We start from the raw sequence: 18832 nt of genomic DNA, 5'->3' as shown, positions 1-18832 counted from the left end.
ATTAACTATATAAGACCTTGTTTATTATCTCTTCATTCTTTTTAGCAACTCTTGTTAAGTATCAAATATCAGGTTTATCTGGTATTTGAACTTTTTTATATTGTTTAAAAATTTTCATTATTTCTCTATATGTTGTAGTTTTAAATAAACCTGCATCTTCAAATTTATTTTTAATTCTATAACCAATAATTAATGTAATCATATTGATAAATTCATCTGCATAAACACTTAAATCATCATGAACTTTAACTGAATCAAGTTCCAAAGTGTTTTTGTAAAAGTCATTAACAAGTTCAATTTCCCATCTTTGCTTATACATATTCAAGGCTTCTTGACATGTTATGTCTTGGTCAGAAACATATGCGATAGTGCCGAATTTGTGTTTCATTTTGTCATATCCTTCCTTTGAGAATTTTTTGCTTGACATAAAGTCGTGTTCTTCTTTGAATGCTCTTTTAACGTCTCTAAAGCAGTAATAATATTTGTCTTCATAAAATACTTTTTTATATCATATCGGATTCTCTTTATCGTCAAGTTTTTCTTACATATTATAAGCATCAATTTTATCTAAAATTTTTGAGGATCTTTTTAAAGGATGTATAAAACCAACGTTTCCAAAATACTCATTATTCATTGCTTTGTCACCAATTACAATTCCTTTTGTTATACCTGTTTTTAAAAAATGTTTTAGATTTTAAACCTATATTAACTAAACTAAGTGGATCTCACAACTTTTATTTATTAGAAAACTCAGGATTAGATATAGACTTTTTTAATAAAACAACTGATAAATTTATAAGAAAAAAATTAAATACTTCAGCTTTTATATCAAGTCAAATAGCAAATATTACTTTAGCAGATAATTATACTAAAGCAGTAAGTTTAGAGTTTTTTAGAAACATCGATATAATCAGTCAAGCTAAATACTTATTTTATTCAAATAAGATTAATAATGTTATTATTGCAAATATGTTTGCTAGTAAAAAAGAACTAGAGCAATTATCATTACTTAATAAAGATCATTTAACTTTAAGAATAAATAATTTACAAAAAATCACAAAAACAGAAAAAGAAGTTTTATTGTGAAACAATCATTTTAGAAGAAGTGATATTAATACTAGTTATATAAGATCAACATTTTCAAGAACTATTTGACACTCAGCTAATATAAAACCAAATAATATTAAACAAGTATTTAATAAAGGTGATATTGTAATTTTAAATAATAATGCTAATAGGTATAAAGGTGAATTACATATTATATTAAAAGATAATTATATTGATAATAACAATTTGTATAATTACATAGCATCAGTTCATTCTGATGAATTATATTTATTAGATTTTATTGATTCTAATAGTCATTTTAAAATATCATTGTAGTATTTTTAAATAAAGATAATGTAATTAAAAAGAGAGATTTTAAATCTCTTTTTTATTTATTAAAAATTTGATGTATTATTTGTTCTCTTCATTTATTGTTTATAAACTACAGGATTTTTATTTAAATTTTCATTAATTATTTTTAATATATCAAGATCAAAAATATCTTTTCCTAGTAGTTGAATTAATTCACTAGTGTTAAAAGAAAAAATATTTAATACATTATCATCTAATTTATTTGTTATAAAGATAGTTTCGCAATTATTATAATTAGAATAAAAATTAACTGAATGTCTTATAACAGATTTTGATTCGACACGTTTTTATTTATTAGGGTTTAATAAGATAGTCGACAGATTATATTTAGTAGTATTTTTACTGAAATAAATTCGATGCTATAGGTATTATATTTTACTGATATATTAAACAAAAAATAAAATAATGAAAATGATTTAGTGTATTTAAATGACTATTTAAAAGATCAATCTGTTTTAGACATTTTATTTTAAGTTTTTAATTACTATTTTATAAATATTTTTATTAGCTAAGTGAAACTTGGTTTCATATTCTGTTGGAACATTATCTTTTAAAAGTTCTTGGTCATTGTATAAATCTAAAGTATTTGAAATTATTTCTCATTTATTAGTTAATTTTAATTGTTCTAATGTAAAGTGGTATAAAGAATCATTATCTGTTTTAAATTCTAAAAAACCATTTTTTATTAAAATATCAGAATAAATGTCTAAAAAACCTAAATACGTTAAACGTTTTTTATAATGTCTAGCTTTAGGTCAAGGGTCTGAAAAATTTAAATAAATTCTACTAAAAGAATCAATATAAAATATTTCTAATAAATTTTCTGCATATTTATTTAAGTATTTTATATTAGTCATTTTTTTAGAGTTATTTTGAAATTCTTTTAAACTCTTTTTTAATCCAATTGCAGTAATTGTTGAAGATTTTTCCATACCAATATAATTTAAATTTGGATTTTTTAAAGCTAAAGTTGTTAAAAATTGCCCTTTACCACAACCAATTTCTAAGCAAGTTGGATTATTATTTAAAAAGATTTCATTTAAGTCTATTTTTTTATCATAGTTAATTAAATAAGAGGTGTGTTGGTTTAAAAATTCGTCAGTTCAACCTTTTTTTCTTAATCTCATATTAAACAAGTAATCCTATTCCTAAAAATACACCAACACATAAAATATCAATAATTAGAGCAAGTAATGGTAGAGAAACAGAAGAAGAATCTTTTCCTATTTTTCTAACAATTAGTGGTAGAAATAATGATAAAAGATTTGCAAATATAATACTTATAAAGATTCCAATTGATGATATTAAAATACTGTTTCAAATATTAATATTAGTTAAATTAGCATTATATTTAACTGCATAAATTAATATTGTTTTTAAAAGATTAACAATAACTAAAACAAAAGAAATCATTAAAGAAACTACAAGTTCTTTTAAGACAATTGTTTTTAAACTTTTTTTATTGATTTGTTCTAAACTAATTGCTCTTCTAATCATTACTAAAGTTTGATTTGCACAACAAATAATTACAGTTGATAAAATGATACTTAGTGGAATTAACATAAATAATAGTTCTTCTTTTGTTTTTATAGCAGGTGTTCAATTATATTTTTGAAAAATTATTAACAATAGGCCATTTGTAATAATAGTTAATCCTAACATTAAAACTAAAGATCAAATTCTTGAAATAAACATTTTAAAAAATGAAGTATCAAAATAATTAGTTTCATTTGTTCTTATTCCAGTGTATTTTTGCATATCTTCATTAGTTTCTTCAATTAAAACATCAATAATATCATCTGAAGTAATAATTCCAACTAAAACGTTATTATTATCAACTACAGCTAAAGTACTAATATCATATTTTTTTAAAGCATTACTTGCATCTTCTTGAGATTGAGTTGAGTTAATACTAATCACTTTAGTATTCATAATATCTTCAATTTTAGTGTTCATGTCGTTTAAGATTAAATCTTTTACTTCAATACTTCCCACCAATTGATTTAATTTATTTACTACAAAAACATCATCAATTTCATCATAATCGTCATGATTTTTTTGTATTTCTTTAATAGTTTTAGAAACTGTAGTAGTTTGTTTGACAGATAAAAAATTAACGCTCATAATACTTCCAGCAGTATCAATATCATATTTTAAAATGCTAGCAATTTCTTTTTTTTGTTCTTTTGAAGCGGCATTAAAAACTCTTTTAACAACTTCAACAGGCATATTTTCAACAGCGTTAATAATATCATCTGTGTATAAATCATTAATTAATTGTTTAATTTTTGTTTGATTCAAATTAGTAAGTATATATTCTTTTAAATCAAAAGATAAATAATTAAAGATTTCACTAGCTTTATTTATTTCTAATTTTTTATATAGATTAAAAGCAATTTTTTCATCTAAATAATTTAAAATTTCACCAACATCAGCATATCTTAATTTTTTAATAATTTCTATACATTTATCAAACTCTTTATTATTATAAAATTCTAAAATCTCTTGTTCTTTATTTTCTAAATCCACCATTTTACTCCTTATTAAATTAATAATAACAAAAAAATAAAATTATCTATTTTAAGTTATTAAGCTAAAAGAATTTATAATTAAGTTGTAATAAATAATTATACTTATTCTAGTAATTAAGTTCAATTTATTATAAAATAAATAAACTGGGGATGTCATGGATTTGACAGGATATGTTTAATACATATAAGCAGTAGTGTTGTAGACTATAAATACTACTAGGTTTAAAAAAACGCAAATAAAAACGAAGAAACTTTTGAAATGCCAGCATTTATGATGAATAATGCATCAGCTGGAGCAAACTTTATGTTTGCTTAATAACTACTTAGTTTAGTTATAGTATTTCACGAATTATAGATATTTTGAGCTTTATTTATAACCGTATTACCCAAGCTTAATAGAATATATGATTGCAATAAATATATTTGAAATCCAATTGCAAATGATATTTAACCTTTAGTTAATTTTAGTTAAATATTTTAATTAGAAAATTGACTAAACTGTAGAAAGTATGTATTAATATATCTTGGACGCGAGTTCGATTCTCGCCATCTCCACCATTAAGAAAAATAATCTGGCTTAGTTGACTAAGCCTTTTTTATTTTTTTTATTTATTAATAAAGATGACACTGCCATAGGTTCTTGAGAAAAAATTAATATACTAAGAACTTTCTGTTAAAACCACTATAGGAATATATGAAAAATAGCTGAAATGCTATTTTTTTTGCTTATTTTGTCAAAATATCGATAAAACCTAGGATTTTTATAGAAAAAAATATATAAAAAAACAGCTAAAAACTATAGAAAAAGAAAGAAAAATATAATACAATTATAGTGACTAAAGCACTACATAAGGAGAAGGAAAATGCCTATACCAAAAGAGATATTAGCTGTCGAAAGACCAAAAAATACAAGAGTAAAGAAAAATGGAAATAGATATGATGTTATTAAAAGAACAAGTGTTTGAAAAAATGGAAAATCTGTTCCTGTAGAACTGGGTAAAATCGGTGAAATAATAAACTTTGAATATGTAGAAACTAAAACAAGTAGACTCAACTTTGCTTTGTGTGACATAAAACAATTCGGAAGAACTGAAATTGCTTATAAATTATCAAAAGATGTATTTGAAGATCTTTGCAAAGTTTATAATCCTTCAGATGCAAAAATAATTTATGCAATAGCAATTATTAGAGCAGCTTATGGAAATATCACTAATCGAGAAATTAATAGAAAATATCAATGTTCATTTTTCTCTGAACAATTTCCAGGTATAGGACTTTCATCTAGTAACATTTCAAGGTTTTTAGAAAAGTTAGGATATAACTACAAATACATCAAACAATTCATTCAAAATAGAATCGATACTGTTTCTCCTGGATCTACTATTGTAATTGATGGTATGTTAAAAAAATGTAGTTCTAAAAGTTCTGATTTTACAAAATGATCGTGAAAAGCTAGAACTAAAGGGGTGCAAAACATTTCTGTTCTATATGCTTTTGACCTAAACAAAAAAGAACCCATTGCAAGTAAGGTTTTTCAAAGAAACACACTAGATACAATGGCGTTCAATAGATTTATTGATGAATTTTCACTAAATAATTGCTTAATCATGGGAGATAAAGGAATTCTTTCTAAAGAAAGTTTAGATAAATTAAATACTCAAAAGAAAAATGTTAAAAATCTTTTCCCTATTAAAAGAAACGATAAAAGAATCAAAGCTTTAGAGTTATCTAAATATGAAATGACTTTCAATTCTGATGAGGATATTATTTTATGTAAAAAAGCAAAACTAGATCAAGGCGAATTTTTATATTCATTTAAAAGCACAAATGACTACAGCCAAGAAAGAAGAGCTTATTTAGATAAAGTTAATCGTGAACAAAGTTTTAATAACGAACTTTTACAAGAAAAAGAAAATCTTTTTGGAACAATTACTTTTATTTCCAACGAAGATTTATCTTTAAAACAAATATATGATCTTTACAAAACAAGATGAGAAATTGAAGAATTTTTCAACTTCTATAAAAACATTGTTGAACTGGATTTTGTAAGAGTACAGCAAAACACAAGTGTAATTGCTACTGAATTTATAAACTTAATAAGTTCTATAATCACTTCAAGAATGAAAAAAGAATTTGAAGAAAAAGGATTAACAGAGAGATTTTCATTTAATCAAATAATGGAAAGATTAAGTTCAGCTAATAAGTATTTAGATGGTACAACTAAAAAATGACACTATACAAGTGAAAAGAAATATACTGACAATATTATTGATATTTTAAACCTATAGTGGCAAAAATGATAAATTTCTTAATATACTTTGTAAAAAACAAATAATATTAAGTTCTTTATCTTTTAGTTTATTAGTTATTCTTCCAACTAGTTGCGGTTTATCTTTTAAAAATCATAATTTAACTAGTAATTCAAAAACATAACAAATCCCAACAATTCCAAATGCTAATAAAAAACCAACTATAAGTTCTGAATCAAATTTAAATAATTTTAAAAATAATTAAATTTTGGATTCTTTAAATTTTTCTTCATCAACAAAAACATCTTTAAAAAAATTACATAATTTTTATCCTAAACAACATATAGAAGAATTTAAAGAAAAAAACTTAACTAAAGATTCCATCAAATTATTATTCTCATCCTAAATTTAAACTAGAAAGAAAATATATAACTTTAGATAAAGAAAATCAAGTTGAAAAATTAAAATTACTTGATTCTAAAAATAATCAAGAAATTCAAAATGTTACTTGATATCAAAGGCTAAGAATTCCAAACGACAAATTATTATCTGTAAATGAAAATGATGATAATTCATTGATTAATTTAAATTCTGATGGAACAATTTCAGAAAAAAACATAAAAATAGTTCTGATGTTGATGTTGTTGAATTATGATCTGAACATAAAGGTAGTTTGTATAAAATAGAAGTTACAATCGTTCCTATTCATGAAGTTAATACTCAAAAAGCAAAACTAGAAGCTAAAAAAATTGCCGATCAATGAAGAAATTTACCTACTTTAGAAAAAATCACTAAAGCATATGATTGGATGACAAAAGAAGTTAAATTTGACTATAACATATCTAATAGTTATGATAATCAATCTGCTTATTCAGCTTTAGTTAATAAAAGTACAGTATGTACTGGTTATGCTAAAGGGTTTCAAATGTTAATGGATGAATTAGGAATTTTATGTACTTTAATTACAAGTGATATTAGCCCACGTGATCCTAATGGAGTAAAACATGTTTAAAATTTAGTTGAAATTGATGGTGAATGATACCATCTTGACACTACTTCTGATCATATAGAAAACAATCAAAAACAAGAATACAGATTTTTCTTATTACATGATGATGACTTTACTAAAGATGATGTTTTTGTTAGAAAAACAAGAAATTTTGGTGAACGTTTTAGAAATTTAAAGCTTTCTAATTTTATAAAGAATAAAGAAGATATAGATACTTTAATTGATAAACATTTAAATGAATCTAAAAATTTTTATCCTAAAAAATTACAAGTTAAAACTCACCAAAATATGTATAATGAAATTTCAAAAGCAATACAAGAATCTGGTTTTCAAATACAAAATTTTCAATTTATTAGAGATGGTTCTGCTTATACTTCTTATAAAATGATAAACTACAATTTAAAAGAAGAAAAAACAATAGATATAAAAGAGATTAAAGTTGAAAAAATTGAAAAATATCAAAATAACAATAAGTCTAAAGCATTAGGTGATTATGCAATTAAAATAACTTTTAATCAAAAAGTTGATAATTTAAAAATAAAAAACTTTATTATTAAAAACGCATTAATAAAAGAAGTTGAACAAGATAAAAATTCATACATTTTATATTTAGATCATTTTACAAATTTCAATAAAGTTGCTGTTAAATTAACTGATATTAAAAAAAGAGGATTTAAATTTAATTTATCTGATAATTCAGTTGAATTTGAAGTTAAAAAATTTGATAAAAAACCTGAAGCAATAGTTAAAGCTGTTGGTGAAAATGAAGTTTTAATTTCTAATGTAAAATCAGGAATGCAATATAGAAATAATCTAAATCAATGAATAGATATTAAAACAGAAAGTTTTATAGCAGAAAATATAGTTCTTGGCAGATTGCAATTTAGATGAAAAGATAGTTTTGATAAATTTGCTTCTGATATACAAAATGTTCAAATCACTAAAACAAATGATGTTTATAATATTGTAAAATTAGAAAAACCAAATACTATAATTGGTGTTGATAATATAATGCAATATCGTGTTATTAATAAAAATTCACAATGAGAAGACATTATTAGTAATAAAATAGAAAATTTAAAACCTGCAACATATGAAATTAGAACTAAAGCCAATAATAACTCTTTAGCTTCTAATTCTCATCAAATAACTATAAATTAATAAAAGCTCTTAAAACCCCCGCTACCATAAACACGGACTAAAATTTTTCAATATTATAACAGGATTGTTTTCTGAATTGTACAGGAGACAATCCTTTTAGTTGGATTGTACAGGAGACAATCCTTTTAATTTTTCTTTTATTCTTATGTTGTTATATCAATAAATATATTTATGAATCCTTTTAGTTAACTCTTCTACTGAATTATATTTTTCACCATAATAAATTTCTTGTTTTAATAAACCAAAGAAGTTTTCTATAATAGCATTATCTAAGCAATTACCTTTTCTAGACATACTTTGTGTTATGTTATTTTCTTCTAGTTTTTTAACTCAGCTAATGTGTTGATAATGAAATCCCTGATCAGAGTGAATTAACAAACCATTTGTATTTTTAACCTTTTTAAGTGCTTTTTCTAGCATTGAATTTGTTAAGTTTAAGTTAGGATTAGTTTGAATCGAATATGAAATAATTTCATCATTGTAAAGATCAATAATTGGTGATAAATATAACTTTTGACCATTAACTTTAAACTCTGTTACATCAGTGCATCAAACTTTGTTTTCTTGTAAAGAATGAAAATTTCTTTTTAAAACATTATCTGCAATTTTTCCAACAGTTCCTTTATAAGAACTATATCTTCCATTTTTTGTTCTAAATTTGATACACTGAACACCAAGCTCTTTAGTTAACCTTAAAATTTTTTTGTGATTAACAATATATCCTTTTGATTCTAAAGCTATTTTTAGCCTTCTATACCCATATGTTTCAAATGATTTGTTAAAAATATCAACAATCATTTCCTTTAATTCTTTGTTTTTATCTATTGTATTTTCTAACTTATGTTTTCATTCATAAAAAGAAGATTTAGGCAGCTTGGCTATTTTTAAGAGAATAGAAATTTTAACTTTTTTGTGTGTTTTTAGTAATTCTAAAACTACTTTTGTTTTTTCCTTGTTGATTTTTGTTTTGTCAACAAGGTGTGGAACTTTTTTCAGAATTCAGCCTCCAACTTATAGTATTCAACTTGTTCTTTTAATTCCTTAATCTGTTGTTCATTGTTAATTTCTACTTGAGATTTCTTTATTTTAGTTGGTTTTTTATTAGGGTTTTTCATATTTTTCTTAGGTCTCCCTATATTATTATTTAACCCTAAAAATCCATATTCTTTATACTTTTTAAATCATCCAGCTATAGTTGATGAATAAACAATATTAAATTTTCTTGCAATTTCATCATAAGACTGATTAGTTTTAAGTTTATATAATACAATTTTGAGTTTTAATTTTGGACTATAATAAGGTTTTTTATCCTTATTAATAAGTCCTTCAATTCCGAATGCTTCAAATCCATTAATTAAATTTTTTACAGTTGAATCTGAAATATTATACTTATTTGCTAAATAAGTGCTCCTTTTTACATTAAGTTTTTTAGCTTCTTTAACAATTTTTAACTTTTTTTCTAAATCTAATTTGGACATATAAAAACCCCATTTCCTGGATTTTTAGTCCGGAATATGGGGTTCGGGGGATATGAACTATGAATAGTTTTTTTAATAGTATAATTTAAATAAGAACTTTAATAGATATTTTATTTGTAAATAAAAGAGGTATTAAATGAGTTTAAATGTAGATAGTGTTAAAGAAGTGTTAATAAAAATAGCTAAAGTTATTAATGAAAATAAAGAAGAACTTTCACAATTAGACGCAGCTATTGGTGATGGTGATCATGGTCATAATATGTCTAGAGGTTTTTTAAAAGTTGTTGAAGAATTAAAAAATAATTCATATGATGATATAGGAAGTATTTTTAAAAAAGTAGGAATGGTACTTGTTTCAAATGTTGGTGGCGCTTCTGGCCCATTATATGGAACTGCATTTTTAAAAGCAGCAATTTCTATTAATAATAAAGGAGAAATTGATATAAATGATTTTTCTATTTGTTTACAACAAGCAGTTGATGGTATTAAAATTCGTGGAAAAGCTAATGTTGGTGATAAAACAATGTTAGATGTTTTACAACCTGTTAGTGATTTAATAAAAGATTTAATAAATCAAAAATATTTAGCAAAAGATATTTTAGTTAAAGCAGTTGAATTAGCTTATAAAAGAGTTGAAGCTACTAAAGAAATTATTGCTAAAAAAGGTAGAGCTAGTTATTTAGGACAAAGAAGCGTTGGGCATAAAGATCCTGGTGCTTATTCTAGTTATTTAATATTGAAATGTATTAGTGAGAATATTTAAGGAATATATGGTAGGAATAGTAGTGATTTCACATAGTAGCAAAATAGCTCAAGGTGTTGTTGAACTTGCTAAACAAATGGCAAATAATGTCAAAATTATTCCAGCAGGTGGAACTAAAGAAAATAATATTGGTACTGATATTGATTTAGTTTTAAAAGCAATTTATCAAGCTTTTGATCAAAATGATGGAGCTATTATTTTATTTGATTTAGGTTCAGCTTTAATGAATGCTCAAATGGCAATTGAATTATTAGAACCAGAAATTCAACAAAAAGTAGAAATAATTGATGCTGCTTTAGTTGAAGGAACAATCTTAGCAGCTATAAATAGTTCTATGAATAAAAGTATAAAAGAAATAAAGCAAGAATTAATTAATTTGAAATTAAATAAAATCTAATTTTTAGAAATTAAAAAAATCAAGCTTTTTTGTAGCTTGATTTTTTTTATTATTATCTAATTATTATTTTTTAATTAAACGGTTGTATCATTCAACGATTAGTGATTCACTAATTTCACTATTTAATTCATTTCTTTCTGGAAGTCTTACAAATTCACCCTTAACTTCATTTTTATTAACTTTAACAAATTCTAAAGTTGCTTCATTATTTTGTAATGCTTCTAAAACTTTTTCATTTTTTTTCATTGATGATTTAACCTCAACTAAATCACCAACGCTTAATAAATATGAAGGAATATCTACTTTTTTATCATTTACTAAAATATGACCATGGTTTACTAATTGTCTAGCACCTTGTCTAGTAGCACTAAACCCTAATCTATAAACAATATTATCTAATCTTGATTCTAATAAAACTAAAAAACTAGTTCCTAAAATTCCTTGCATTTTTTTAGCTTTTGCAAAAGTATTTCTAAATTGTCTTTCACTTAGTCCATACATAAATTTAACTTTTTGTTTTTCTTGTAATTGTTGACCGTATTCAGAAACTTTAACTTTAGCTCTTTCTTTACCATGTTGACCTGGTGTTGTTATTCTTTTTTTACCTTTGCTAAATTCTTTTCCAGTTTCAAGAATTGAAAAACCAAATCTACGAGACTTTTTAAATGTTGATCCTATAAATCTTGACATAAAGATTCTCCTTAATTTAAATATGGTTATTAAAATATCTTAAATAATTCCTAAACTAGTCAGTCTATTAATTCAGTTTTACTGCTAAAACTTACTTTTATAAAAAATAGACAGCACCTAATTTATAATTATCTGCAGAATATAGTAAATAACTTATTTATTATATCTTATTTTTTAACTGTATCAATAGAATTGCAATAAGATAATCACTATTGTATTTTGGTATAATATATTTTGTTTAAAAGGGAGCTAGTATGTTTTTTGAAGCAATGATTATAATTTCAAAATTAAGTGAAATTAAATTTACTAATCTTATATTTTTAATTATTTTTATACTAGCTTTTTTTTGTAGTCTTTTTACCATTTTTAAATTATACATTTATAGAAATACTTTAAAAAATCTACATTTTACTTTTTTAAATATTGAAAAAATATTAAAACATCCTCTAGCTAGTCGTTTAGTTAGAATGAATTTTATTGTAAATAATTCTAATAATAAAAATTTAAAAAAAGCCTTAGAAATTTGAAAATTTAAATATAATGAAATTTATAATGAACAATTAGATATTTTAATTAATCAAACTAAAGAACATTTTGCTTTAAATTCTTATTCTAAAAAAATTTTATTTAGAGTTTTAAGTATAAAAAACTTTTATAGAACTCGTCAACTTTATAAAACTAGCAAAAATATTTATCAAAAAGTTAATCAAATTTATTTAGAGACTCAAAAAGTAACTAAAGCTGAATTTTTATTAAGAGACTATCGTATTGTTTTACAAAATCATATAAATGATTTATCTGATATTGTATTAAAAGAACAAGAAAATAACGAACTAAATATTGATAAAAAGATAATTAGTAACTATCAAGAAACTTTTTTTAAAAAAATGATAGTTTGTGAGTATTATATTAAAATAGGAAATTTTAAAGAAGCATATAGTAAATTAAATTTTTTAAGTAATAATGTTGTTGAATATATTAAATTTTTAGATGATCACTATAAAATTACTAAGTTTTTTGAATTTAACGGTGTTTTAGATTCAAAACTACAAGAAATTAAAAATAAATTACAACTAGATACTAAACAAGAAAATAACCAATTAATTAGTTCTCAAATTTATTTATTAGAAAATCAGTTTTTAGAAAAAAAACAAGATATTGAAAAACTTTTATTTAATGCTAAAACTCAACAAGCTTTTTTGATTGTTGAATCACTAATTAAAAACATTCAAAACTTAGATGTTATTTTAGAATATGATGAACAAGTTTTAGTTTTGTTTGAAACTAATGTTAAAAATATTAGAACTATATTATTAGCTTTTAATACTGAAATTATCAAAACTGAAGACTTGATTAACTTTAATAGTAATTTAAATAACGATATTAGTGATATAAAAATTGCATTTGAAAAAATTAAAAATAATTTTAATTTAATTAGAACTAAAATTAATAACAAATATGAAAAATTAAGATCTAATTTTATTCAATTAGATAGTTTATTAACTGATTCAGTTAATTATATTAGTATTGTTTTATCAGAATTAGAAAAGTATTACACTCAACTTATTGATATTAAAACATTTTTAAAAACTAAAATTGTAGTCTTAAGAGATTTAGAAACAAAATATGATAGCATAAAAACTTTACTATTAACTAGTGAAGCAATAATGAAAAAGTATGAAGATTTAATCGATTGAACTCATTATAAAGAAATTATTAATAATAAGTTTTTAATTATTAATTTTATTAATAAAAATTTAGAATTAGAAACTAACAATTTTGTAAATGATTATGATTCTTTATTAATTTTAAATACTCAATTAGATAATCAATTAGACCAAGTTGAGCAATTACATTTAAGTATTCAACAAGTTGTAGTTATTAATAAAATGGCTCAAGAAATTATTATTTATATTTCTAAACATTTAACTGATTCATCAAATAGTAATGTTTTTTTAGAAATTATTAATAAATATAATGAAAAAGATTATAAAAAAGCAATTAATTTAGGTATTCATTTAATTAGAAAAAATCAATTATAGGTACAGTTATGAAATATATATTAATTAGATATGGCGAATTAACTTTAAAAGGAAATAATCGGTTCCAATTTATAGATAAGTTAATTTCAAATATTAAATTCAAATTAAAACAATTTAACAAAGAAGATATTAAGTTTATAAAAGATCATAATTCTTTAACTTTAGAAATTAAAGATGAACTAGAAATTGATGTTTTAAAACAACTAAAAACCGTATTTGGTATTTATTCAATTTCAATTATTAATTATGTTAATAAAGATTTAGATCAAATTAAAAAAGCAGTTTTAGAAATTGCTAAAAATTCAAAAGTTAAAACTTTTAAACTAGAAGTAAGTAGAAAAGATAAATCATTTAGTTATACAAGTATAGAATTAAAACACATTTTAGCAAGTGAAATTTTAAAAAATACTAATCATTTAATAGTTGATGTACATAACCCAGAATTAGTAATTGAAATAGTTGTTAAAAAAGATCATGTTGATGTTTTTGATAATAGGATTGATGGATTAAAAGGTTTACCAGTTGGAATTAGTGATAAAGGATTGTGTTTATTAAGTGGAGGAATTGATTCACCAGTTAGCGCTTTTTTAACTTTAAAAAGAGGTATGCAAGTAGATTTTATTCATTTTATGACTCCGCCTCATACTTCACATCAAGCTTTAGATAAAGTTTTTAGTTTAGCAAGACAATTAGCAAAATATAATATATCTAATTTTAAGTTACATATTTGTAATTTTAATTTGTTATTACAAGAATTACAGCACTTAATTGAACCTAGTTATAAAATTACAATTATGAGAAGAATGTTTTTAAGAATTGCAAATATCATTGCTAAAAATAATAACAATAAAGCAATTATTACTGGTGAAAGTCTAGGACAAGTTGCTAGTCAAACAATTCAAAGTATTAATGTAATTAATAATGTAAGTGATTTACCTATTTTAAGGCCTGTAATTACTTATGATAAAGAAGAAATTATTAAAATTGCTAAATTTATAGATACTTATCAAACTTCTATTTTACCTTTTGATGATGTATGTAGTATGTTTGTACCAAAAGATCCAATTATTAAACCAAAATTAAATATTGCAATTAAATTAGAAGAAAATATTTTTTGAAATGAACTACTAGAAGAAACTATAAAAAATAATATTAAAACATTTGTTTATAAAAATGGAGAATTTGTAGAAGAATAAAATCTTTTTGTACAAGTGTTTTTTTAGTTTAAATTTTATTTACAAAAAATTATTTAAAAAAATAGTATTTTTGTTAATTAAGTTACTAATTATACTAATATATTAGTAGGCAAAAAAGGGAGAAGAAGATTATGAAATTAGTTACAAAACTAAGCGCTATAAGTTTAGGTGCTTTTAGTATATTTGCACCAATAGCAGTCATTAACAATTTAACTACTGAAAATAATCTTTTAATAACCAAAAGGTTTTTAAGTAGTTCTAATTCAGGCTTTGAATTAAAAGCTTATGATTATGTAAATTTAATAGATAATAAATATCTAAATACAAAAATTAATTTACACAATCATAATGGTGTTGCTTATATTGGGGTTAAAGAATTCTTAAAAGCTTTAGATGGACTAATTAGTTTTTCTAAAATAAGAGTAAAACCAACACATAATAGTACTTTTTTTAAAGAAAAAGAAATTACTTATAAATTTAATAAAGATAAAGTAACTTTAAACTCAGTTACCAAATATTCAAATAATTCTCAAAACAATACAGATTATCAATTAGAAATTGATAGCAAAAATAATACAATTACAGTATCTGATAATGATTTTTTCACTGATATTTTTGTTTTTTATAGACGTGGAGAAGAAGATTTAAATATTGATTTTTTAGATACTAAAATTTTAAATAAAAATAAACATATTGTATTTGATTTAAAAAAATATGGAATTGATGTTTTAAATGATAAAAAAGATTTATATTTACCATTAGTTTTAATTAATCAATTATTTTTAAATCAATCTAATGTTCAATTGTATTTTAATGGAGAAAGAATAAATCTATTTGCATATAGTAAGACATTAAGAAGAGTTGATTTTTTAAAACAATTAAAACAATCATATTTTAATAATGTAAATACTATATCACCTGGTTTAAAAGACTTTCAACATAAATATTTAGGATTTTTATTTGATCATTATTATGGAATTAAATTAGATAAAAATGCTTCATATAAAGATTTGTTTAAAAAGTATGAAAAATACATTAAAGCAGACAATACAACTCACTATTTAACAAGTAGATATTTAATTGAACAATTAGATGATTTACATTCATCTTATTTATTAACTGGATATTATAATAAAAATTTAGATATTATTAATAGAGCTGTTTTAAATACTTCTACACCTAGATCTGATAAGTATAAAGATATTGCAAGAAGATTAAGTGTTTATTATAACAAAGATCTAAACTACAAAAATGTTTATACTCCAGATAAAAAAACAAGTATTATTTCATTTAAAAACTTTGAAATAGATTCAGCTAAAAAAATTGAACAAAGTTTAATTGAAGCTAAGAAAAATAATGTAAAAAATATTGTTTTAGATGTTAGTTTTAATAGTGGTGGTCTTTTAGGAACTGCTTATGAAATTATGGGATTTTTAACTGATAAACCATTTAAATCTTATTCATATAATCCATTAACTAAAGAACAAAAAGTTGAAACTATTAAATCAAGATTTAAAAAGTATGATTTTAATTATTATGTTTTAACTTCCCCATTTTCATTTTCAGCAGGAAACATTTTTCCTCAATTAGTAAAAGATAATAATGTGGCTAAAGTAATTGGATTTAAAACTGCAGGTGGAGCTTCAGCTATTAGTCGAGCAATTTTACCAACTGGTGATATTGTTCAGTTAAGTAGTAATTATGTTTTGACTAATAAAAATCATCAAAGTTTAGAATATGGAGTTAACCCAGATATTAAATTTAATTTTAACCCATTTAATGAAACTAGAAAATTATTTAATCGAAGTTTTATTCAAGATGTTGTTAATAAAGATACTAGTAAATTAAAAAACCCAAATTTTAGTCAAACTAGTTTTGTTGAACCTAATTTAGTTCATGAATTATTAAAAAACCCAACTAACTTAGAATTAAGTAAAGATCAAAAAGAAAAAAATGAAATTAAAAACTATAATAGTTTATTTTCAAGTTTAAAAAGTGAATTACGCACAAAAGAAGCACTTTTTGTCTTAGGAGTAATTGGTTTATTAGCATCAATTACAACTACATTTATTATTGTTAAAAAAATTAAAAAATAATTAAACTTATAAACAAACCTCAGTTTGAAAAGACTGAGGTTTTTTATTTTTTTTTAATAAAATAGTTAACTTTTTAAATTTTTTTCTAATACTATAATGAATAAAAAGTTTAAAGGAGATTAATTATGAAAAAAGCTTTAAAGTTATTACCATTATATAGGTTAGAAAAAATAAATAGCCTAAAACAGATTAGCAAAAAACTAGATTTTAGAAAAGTTCTAAAAATAATATCTACAACTGGGTTAGTATTATTTTCAACAACTATTCTAGCTGTTTTAAATTTTAACAATTTTAGATTTTCAAAAAAAGTTAGTTTAGAAGAACAATTAGAGCAATACAAAGTTGAATTAAATAATAAATATGGTTCTTTACAATCTATTTATAATAAACAAATAAGTGAAATTAAAGAATTTAAACAAAATAAAAATTTATTAAAAACTATTAGCTTAAAAGAACTAGAAGCTAAACTTAATAACTTAGAAAATCAAAAACAAAAAGCAATACTAGATATTAATCAAAATAATCAAAAATTAATAGCAAATCAGAAAAAACTAGATTTTTTAACTAATTTAAAAAATGATTATTCTAAAAAACTAGTAGAATTAGAGACAAATAAAAATAATAACTTAAAAGAATTTGAACAAATTAATTTAGAAATTAATAAATTACAAACAGAAATTAATACTTTAAACAATCAAATATTAAATAATACTCAAATTAAAACAAATTTAATTAATAAAAATAACAATTTAAAAGTTTTAATTACTAATTTTGAAAAAGAAATTAAGAATAATAATAATCAAATTGTAAGTACAAAACAATTAATAAATGTTTTAGAATCTCAAAATTCTAGTTTATTAAATGAAATTAAACAATTAAAAAATCAATTTGATCAGATTAAAAATTCAAATAATTTAAAATCTAAAGAAATTAGTCATTTAGAAAAGCAAATTCAAAATAATAATAAAAAATTAGAACAACTAAATAATAAAACACTAGAAATAACTAATACATTAATTAAACTAGGAAATGATAATCAAAATAATAATGATTTAATTGATAAATTAACAAAAGTATTACAAAATAATCAAAACTCTATAAAAGAAATAAGTAATAATAACTCTATACTTATAAATAATTTAAATGAATTAACTCAAAAAAATCAGCAAATTCTAACTGAAATTAGTAAATTATCTAATTTAATTAAATCTAAAGAATCTGAATTAAATACAAAAACTAAAGAATTAGAAGCTAGAAAATCTAATTTACAAATTTTAATTAGCACTAATTCAAATAATGATAATAAATTAAAATTATTGATTAATACAAATTCAGAAATACAAAATCAAATTAATAGTTTAGTTTCTCAAAATAAATCTCTTGATAATTTAATAGATTCAGCCAAACAAAAAAGAGAGCAATTAACGCAAAAATTAAGAGAACTAGCTGGTGAAGAAAGTGATTTATCTAAAAAAATAGAAGAACTAACTTTAGAAAAACAAAGTTTAGAAGTTCAAATCAATAATTTAAATGAAAAAATTAAAGCAATTAGAACTGAAAATGAGCAAATTATTAATCAAGTTAATAATTATGAATTAGAAATTCAAAATCTAACTGAAAGTTTTAAAGAAAGTAAAATTAAATTTAAGGATTTAGAAACTCAAATTATTAAAATTGAAGAAAACATTAGTCAAGCTGATGAACAAATAAGACAATTAGAAGAAAAAAAAGAACCATTAAAAAAACAACAAGACACTTTGAGATGGTGAGTAAATATTTTAACTAAATATCAGTAGGTAAG

The 18832-nt window shown here is 21.9% G+C and carries 12 protein-coding genes, 1 other RNA gene and 2 pseudogenes; 10 read left to right on the top strand and 5 right to left on the bottom strand.

The features are described 5' to 3' along the window. Position 1: 1 nt before the first annotated feature. A pseudogene (locus tag V2P32_RS03440) lies at positions 2–676 on the bottom strand (transposase); the annotation flags it as partial. On the opposite strand from V2P32_RS03440, the gene V2P32_RS03435 reads away from it, so the two are divergent. After that, complete coding sequence (locus V2P32_RS03435) at positions 634–1383, top strand: phospho-sugar glycosidase domain-containing protein (RefSeq protein WP_434343324.1); 750 nt, start codon at positions 634–636, stop codon at positions 1381–1383. The pseudogene V2P32_RS03440 and the gene V2P32_RS03435 overlap by 43 nt on opposite strands. Before the next feature lie 500 nt (positions 1384–1883). Here V2P32_RS03435 and trmB read toward each other — a convergent pair whose 3' ends face one another. Both trmB and mgtE read right to left on the bottom strand, forming a co-directional pair. Beyond that, the gene (gene trmB / locus V2P32_RS03430; RefSeq protein ID WP_434343322.1) at positions 1884–2546 is read right to left on the bottom strand and encodes a tRNA (guanosine(46)-N7)-methyltransferase TrmB; all 663 of its coding nucleotides are present in this window, start codon (positions 2544–2546) and stop codon (positions 1884–1886) included. Position 2547: 1 nt separating this feature from the next. After that, a complete protein-coding gene (gene mgtE, locus V2P32_RS03425) occupies positions 2548–3951 on the bottom strand; it encodes a magnesium transporter (RefSeq protein WP_434343320.1) in 1404 nt (467 codons plus the stop codon). A gap of 145 nt (positions 3952–4096) precedes the next feature. On the opposite strand from mgtE, the gene ssrA reads away from it, so the two are divergent. From ssrA to V2P32_RS03410, 3 genes and pseudogenes are all read left to right on the top strand, one after another. Then, positions 4097–4508: a transfer-messenger RNA gene (ssrA, locus tag V2P32_RS03420) on the top strand. Between the two features lie 305 nt (positions 4509–4813). Continuing rightward, positions 4814–6238, top strand: a complete 1425-nt coding sequence (locus V2P32_RS03415; RefSeq protein WP_434343319.1) for a transposase — start codon at positions 4814–4816, stop codon at positions 6236–6238. Positions 6239–6263: 25 nt separating this feature from the next. After that, positions 6264–8369 (top strand): annotated as a pseudogene (locus tag V2P32_RS03410) (MAG6410 family transglutaminase-related lipoprotein). Positions 8370–8465: 96 nt separating this feature from the next. Here the strand turns inward: V2P32_RS03410 and V2P32_RS03405 are convergent. Then, positions 8466–9847 (bottom strand): IS3 family transposase gene (locus V2P32_RS03405; protein WP_434343318.1). Its coding sequence is split into 2 segments (ribosomal slippage): positions 8466–9355 and positions 9355–9847, totalling 1383 coding nucleotides; the frame shifts between segments, so codons are not numbered across the junction. A 136-nt stretch (positions 9848–9983) separates the two neighbouring features. Between V2P32_RS03405 and dhaL the strand changes: the two genes are divergently transcribed. Beyond that, positions 9984–10610: a dihydroxyacetone kinase subunit DhaL gene (gene dhaL, locus V2P32_RS03400; RefSeq protein WP_434343317.1), complete on the top strand. Its 627-nt coding sequence runs from the start codon at positions 9984–9986 to the stop codon at positions 10608–10610. Positions 10611–10617: 7 nt separating this feature from the next. After that, positions 10618–11007 carry a dihydroxyacetone kinase phosphoryl donor subunit DhaM gene (gene dhaM / locus V2P32_RS03395; protein WP_013447595.1) on the top strand — a complete coding sequence of 130 codons (390 nt, stop codon included), beginning with the start codon at positions 10618–10620 and terminating at the stop codon, positions 11005–11007. 63 nt (positions 11008–11070) lie between these two features. On the opposite strand, the gene rpsD is transcribed toward dhaM, so the two are convergent. Continuing rightward, positions 11071–11697 carry a 30S ribosomal protein S4 gene (rpsD, locus tag V2P32_RS03390; RefSeq protein ID WP_434343316.1) on the bottom strand — a complete coding sequence of 209 codons (627 nt, stop codon included), beginning with the start codon at positions 11695–11697 and terminating at the stop codon, positions 11071–11073. Between the two features lie 254 nt (positions 11698–11951). On the opposite strand from rpsD, the gene V2P32_RS03385 reads away from it, so the two are divergent. From V2P32_RS03385 to V2P32_RS03370, 4 genes are all read left to right on the top strand, one after another. Beyond that, the gene (locus V2P32_RS03385; protein WP_434343315.1) at positions 11952–13739 is read left to right on the top strand and encodes a hypothetical protein; all 1788 of its coding nucleotides are present in this window, start codon (positions 11952–11954) and stop codon (positions 13737–13739) included. 8 nt (positions 13740–13747) lie between these two features. Beyond that, entirely contained in the window at positions 13748–14935 is a 1188-nt protein-coding gene (thiI, locus tag V2P32_RS03380; RefSeq protein WP_434343314.1) for a tRNA uracil 4-sulfurtransferase ThiI, read from the top strand. Positions 14936–15066: 131 nt separating this feature from the next. Then, the gene (locus tag V2P32_RS03375; RefSeq protein WP_434343313.1) at positions 15067–17031 is read left to right on the top strand and encodes a S41 family peptidase; all 1965 of its coding nucleotides are present in this window, start codon (positions 15067–15069) and stop codon (positions 17029–17031) included. 125 nt (positions 17032–17156) lie between these two features. Next, positions 17157–18827, top strand: coding sequence for a hypothetical protein (locus V2P32_RS03370; protein ID WP_434343312.1), 1671 nt, complete (start codon positions 17157–17159; stop codon positions 18825–18827). Positions 18828–18832: the final 5 nt, after the last annotated feature.

This window comes from Mycoplasma sp. 06067-C1-B144P-99-0482-3 (assembly GCF_051053925.1).
Classification (GTDB): domain Bacteria; phylum Bacillota_I; class Bacilli_A; order Mycoplasmatales; family Mycoplasmataceae; genus Mycoplasma; species Mycoplasma leachii.
This window is presented reverse-complemented; position numbering and strand designations above follow the sequence as displayed.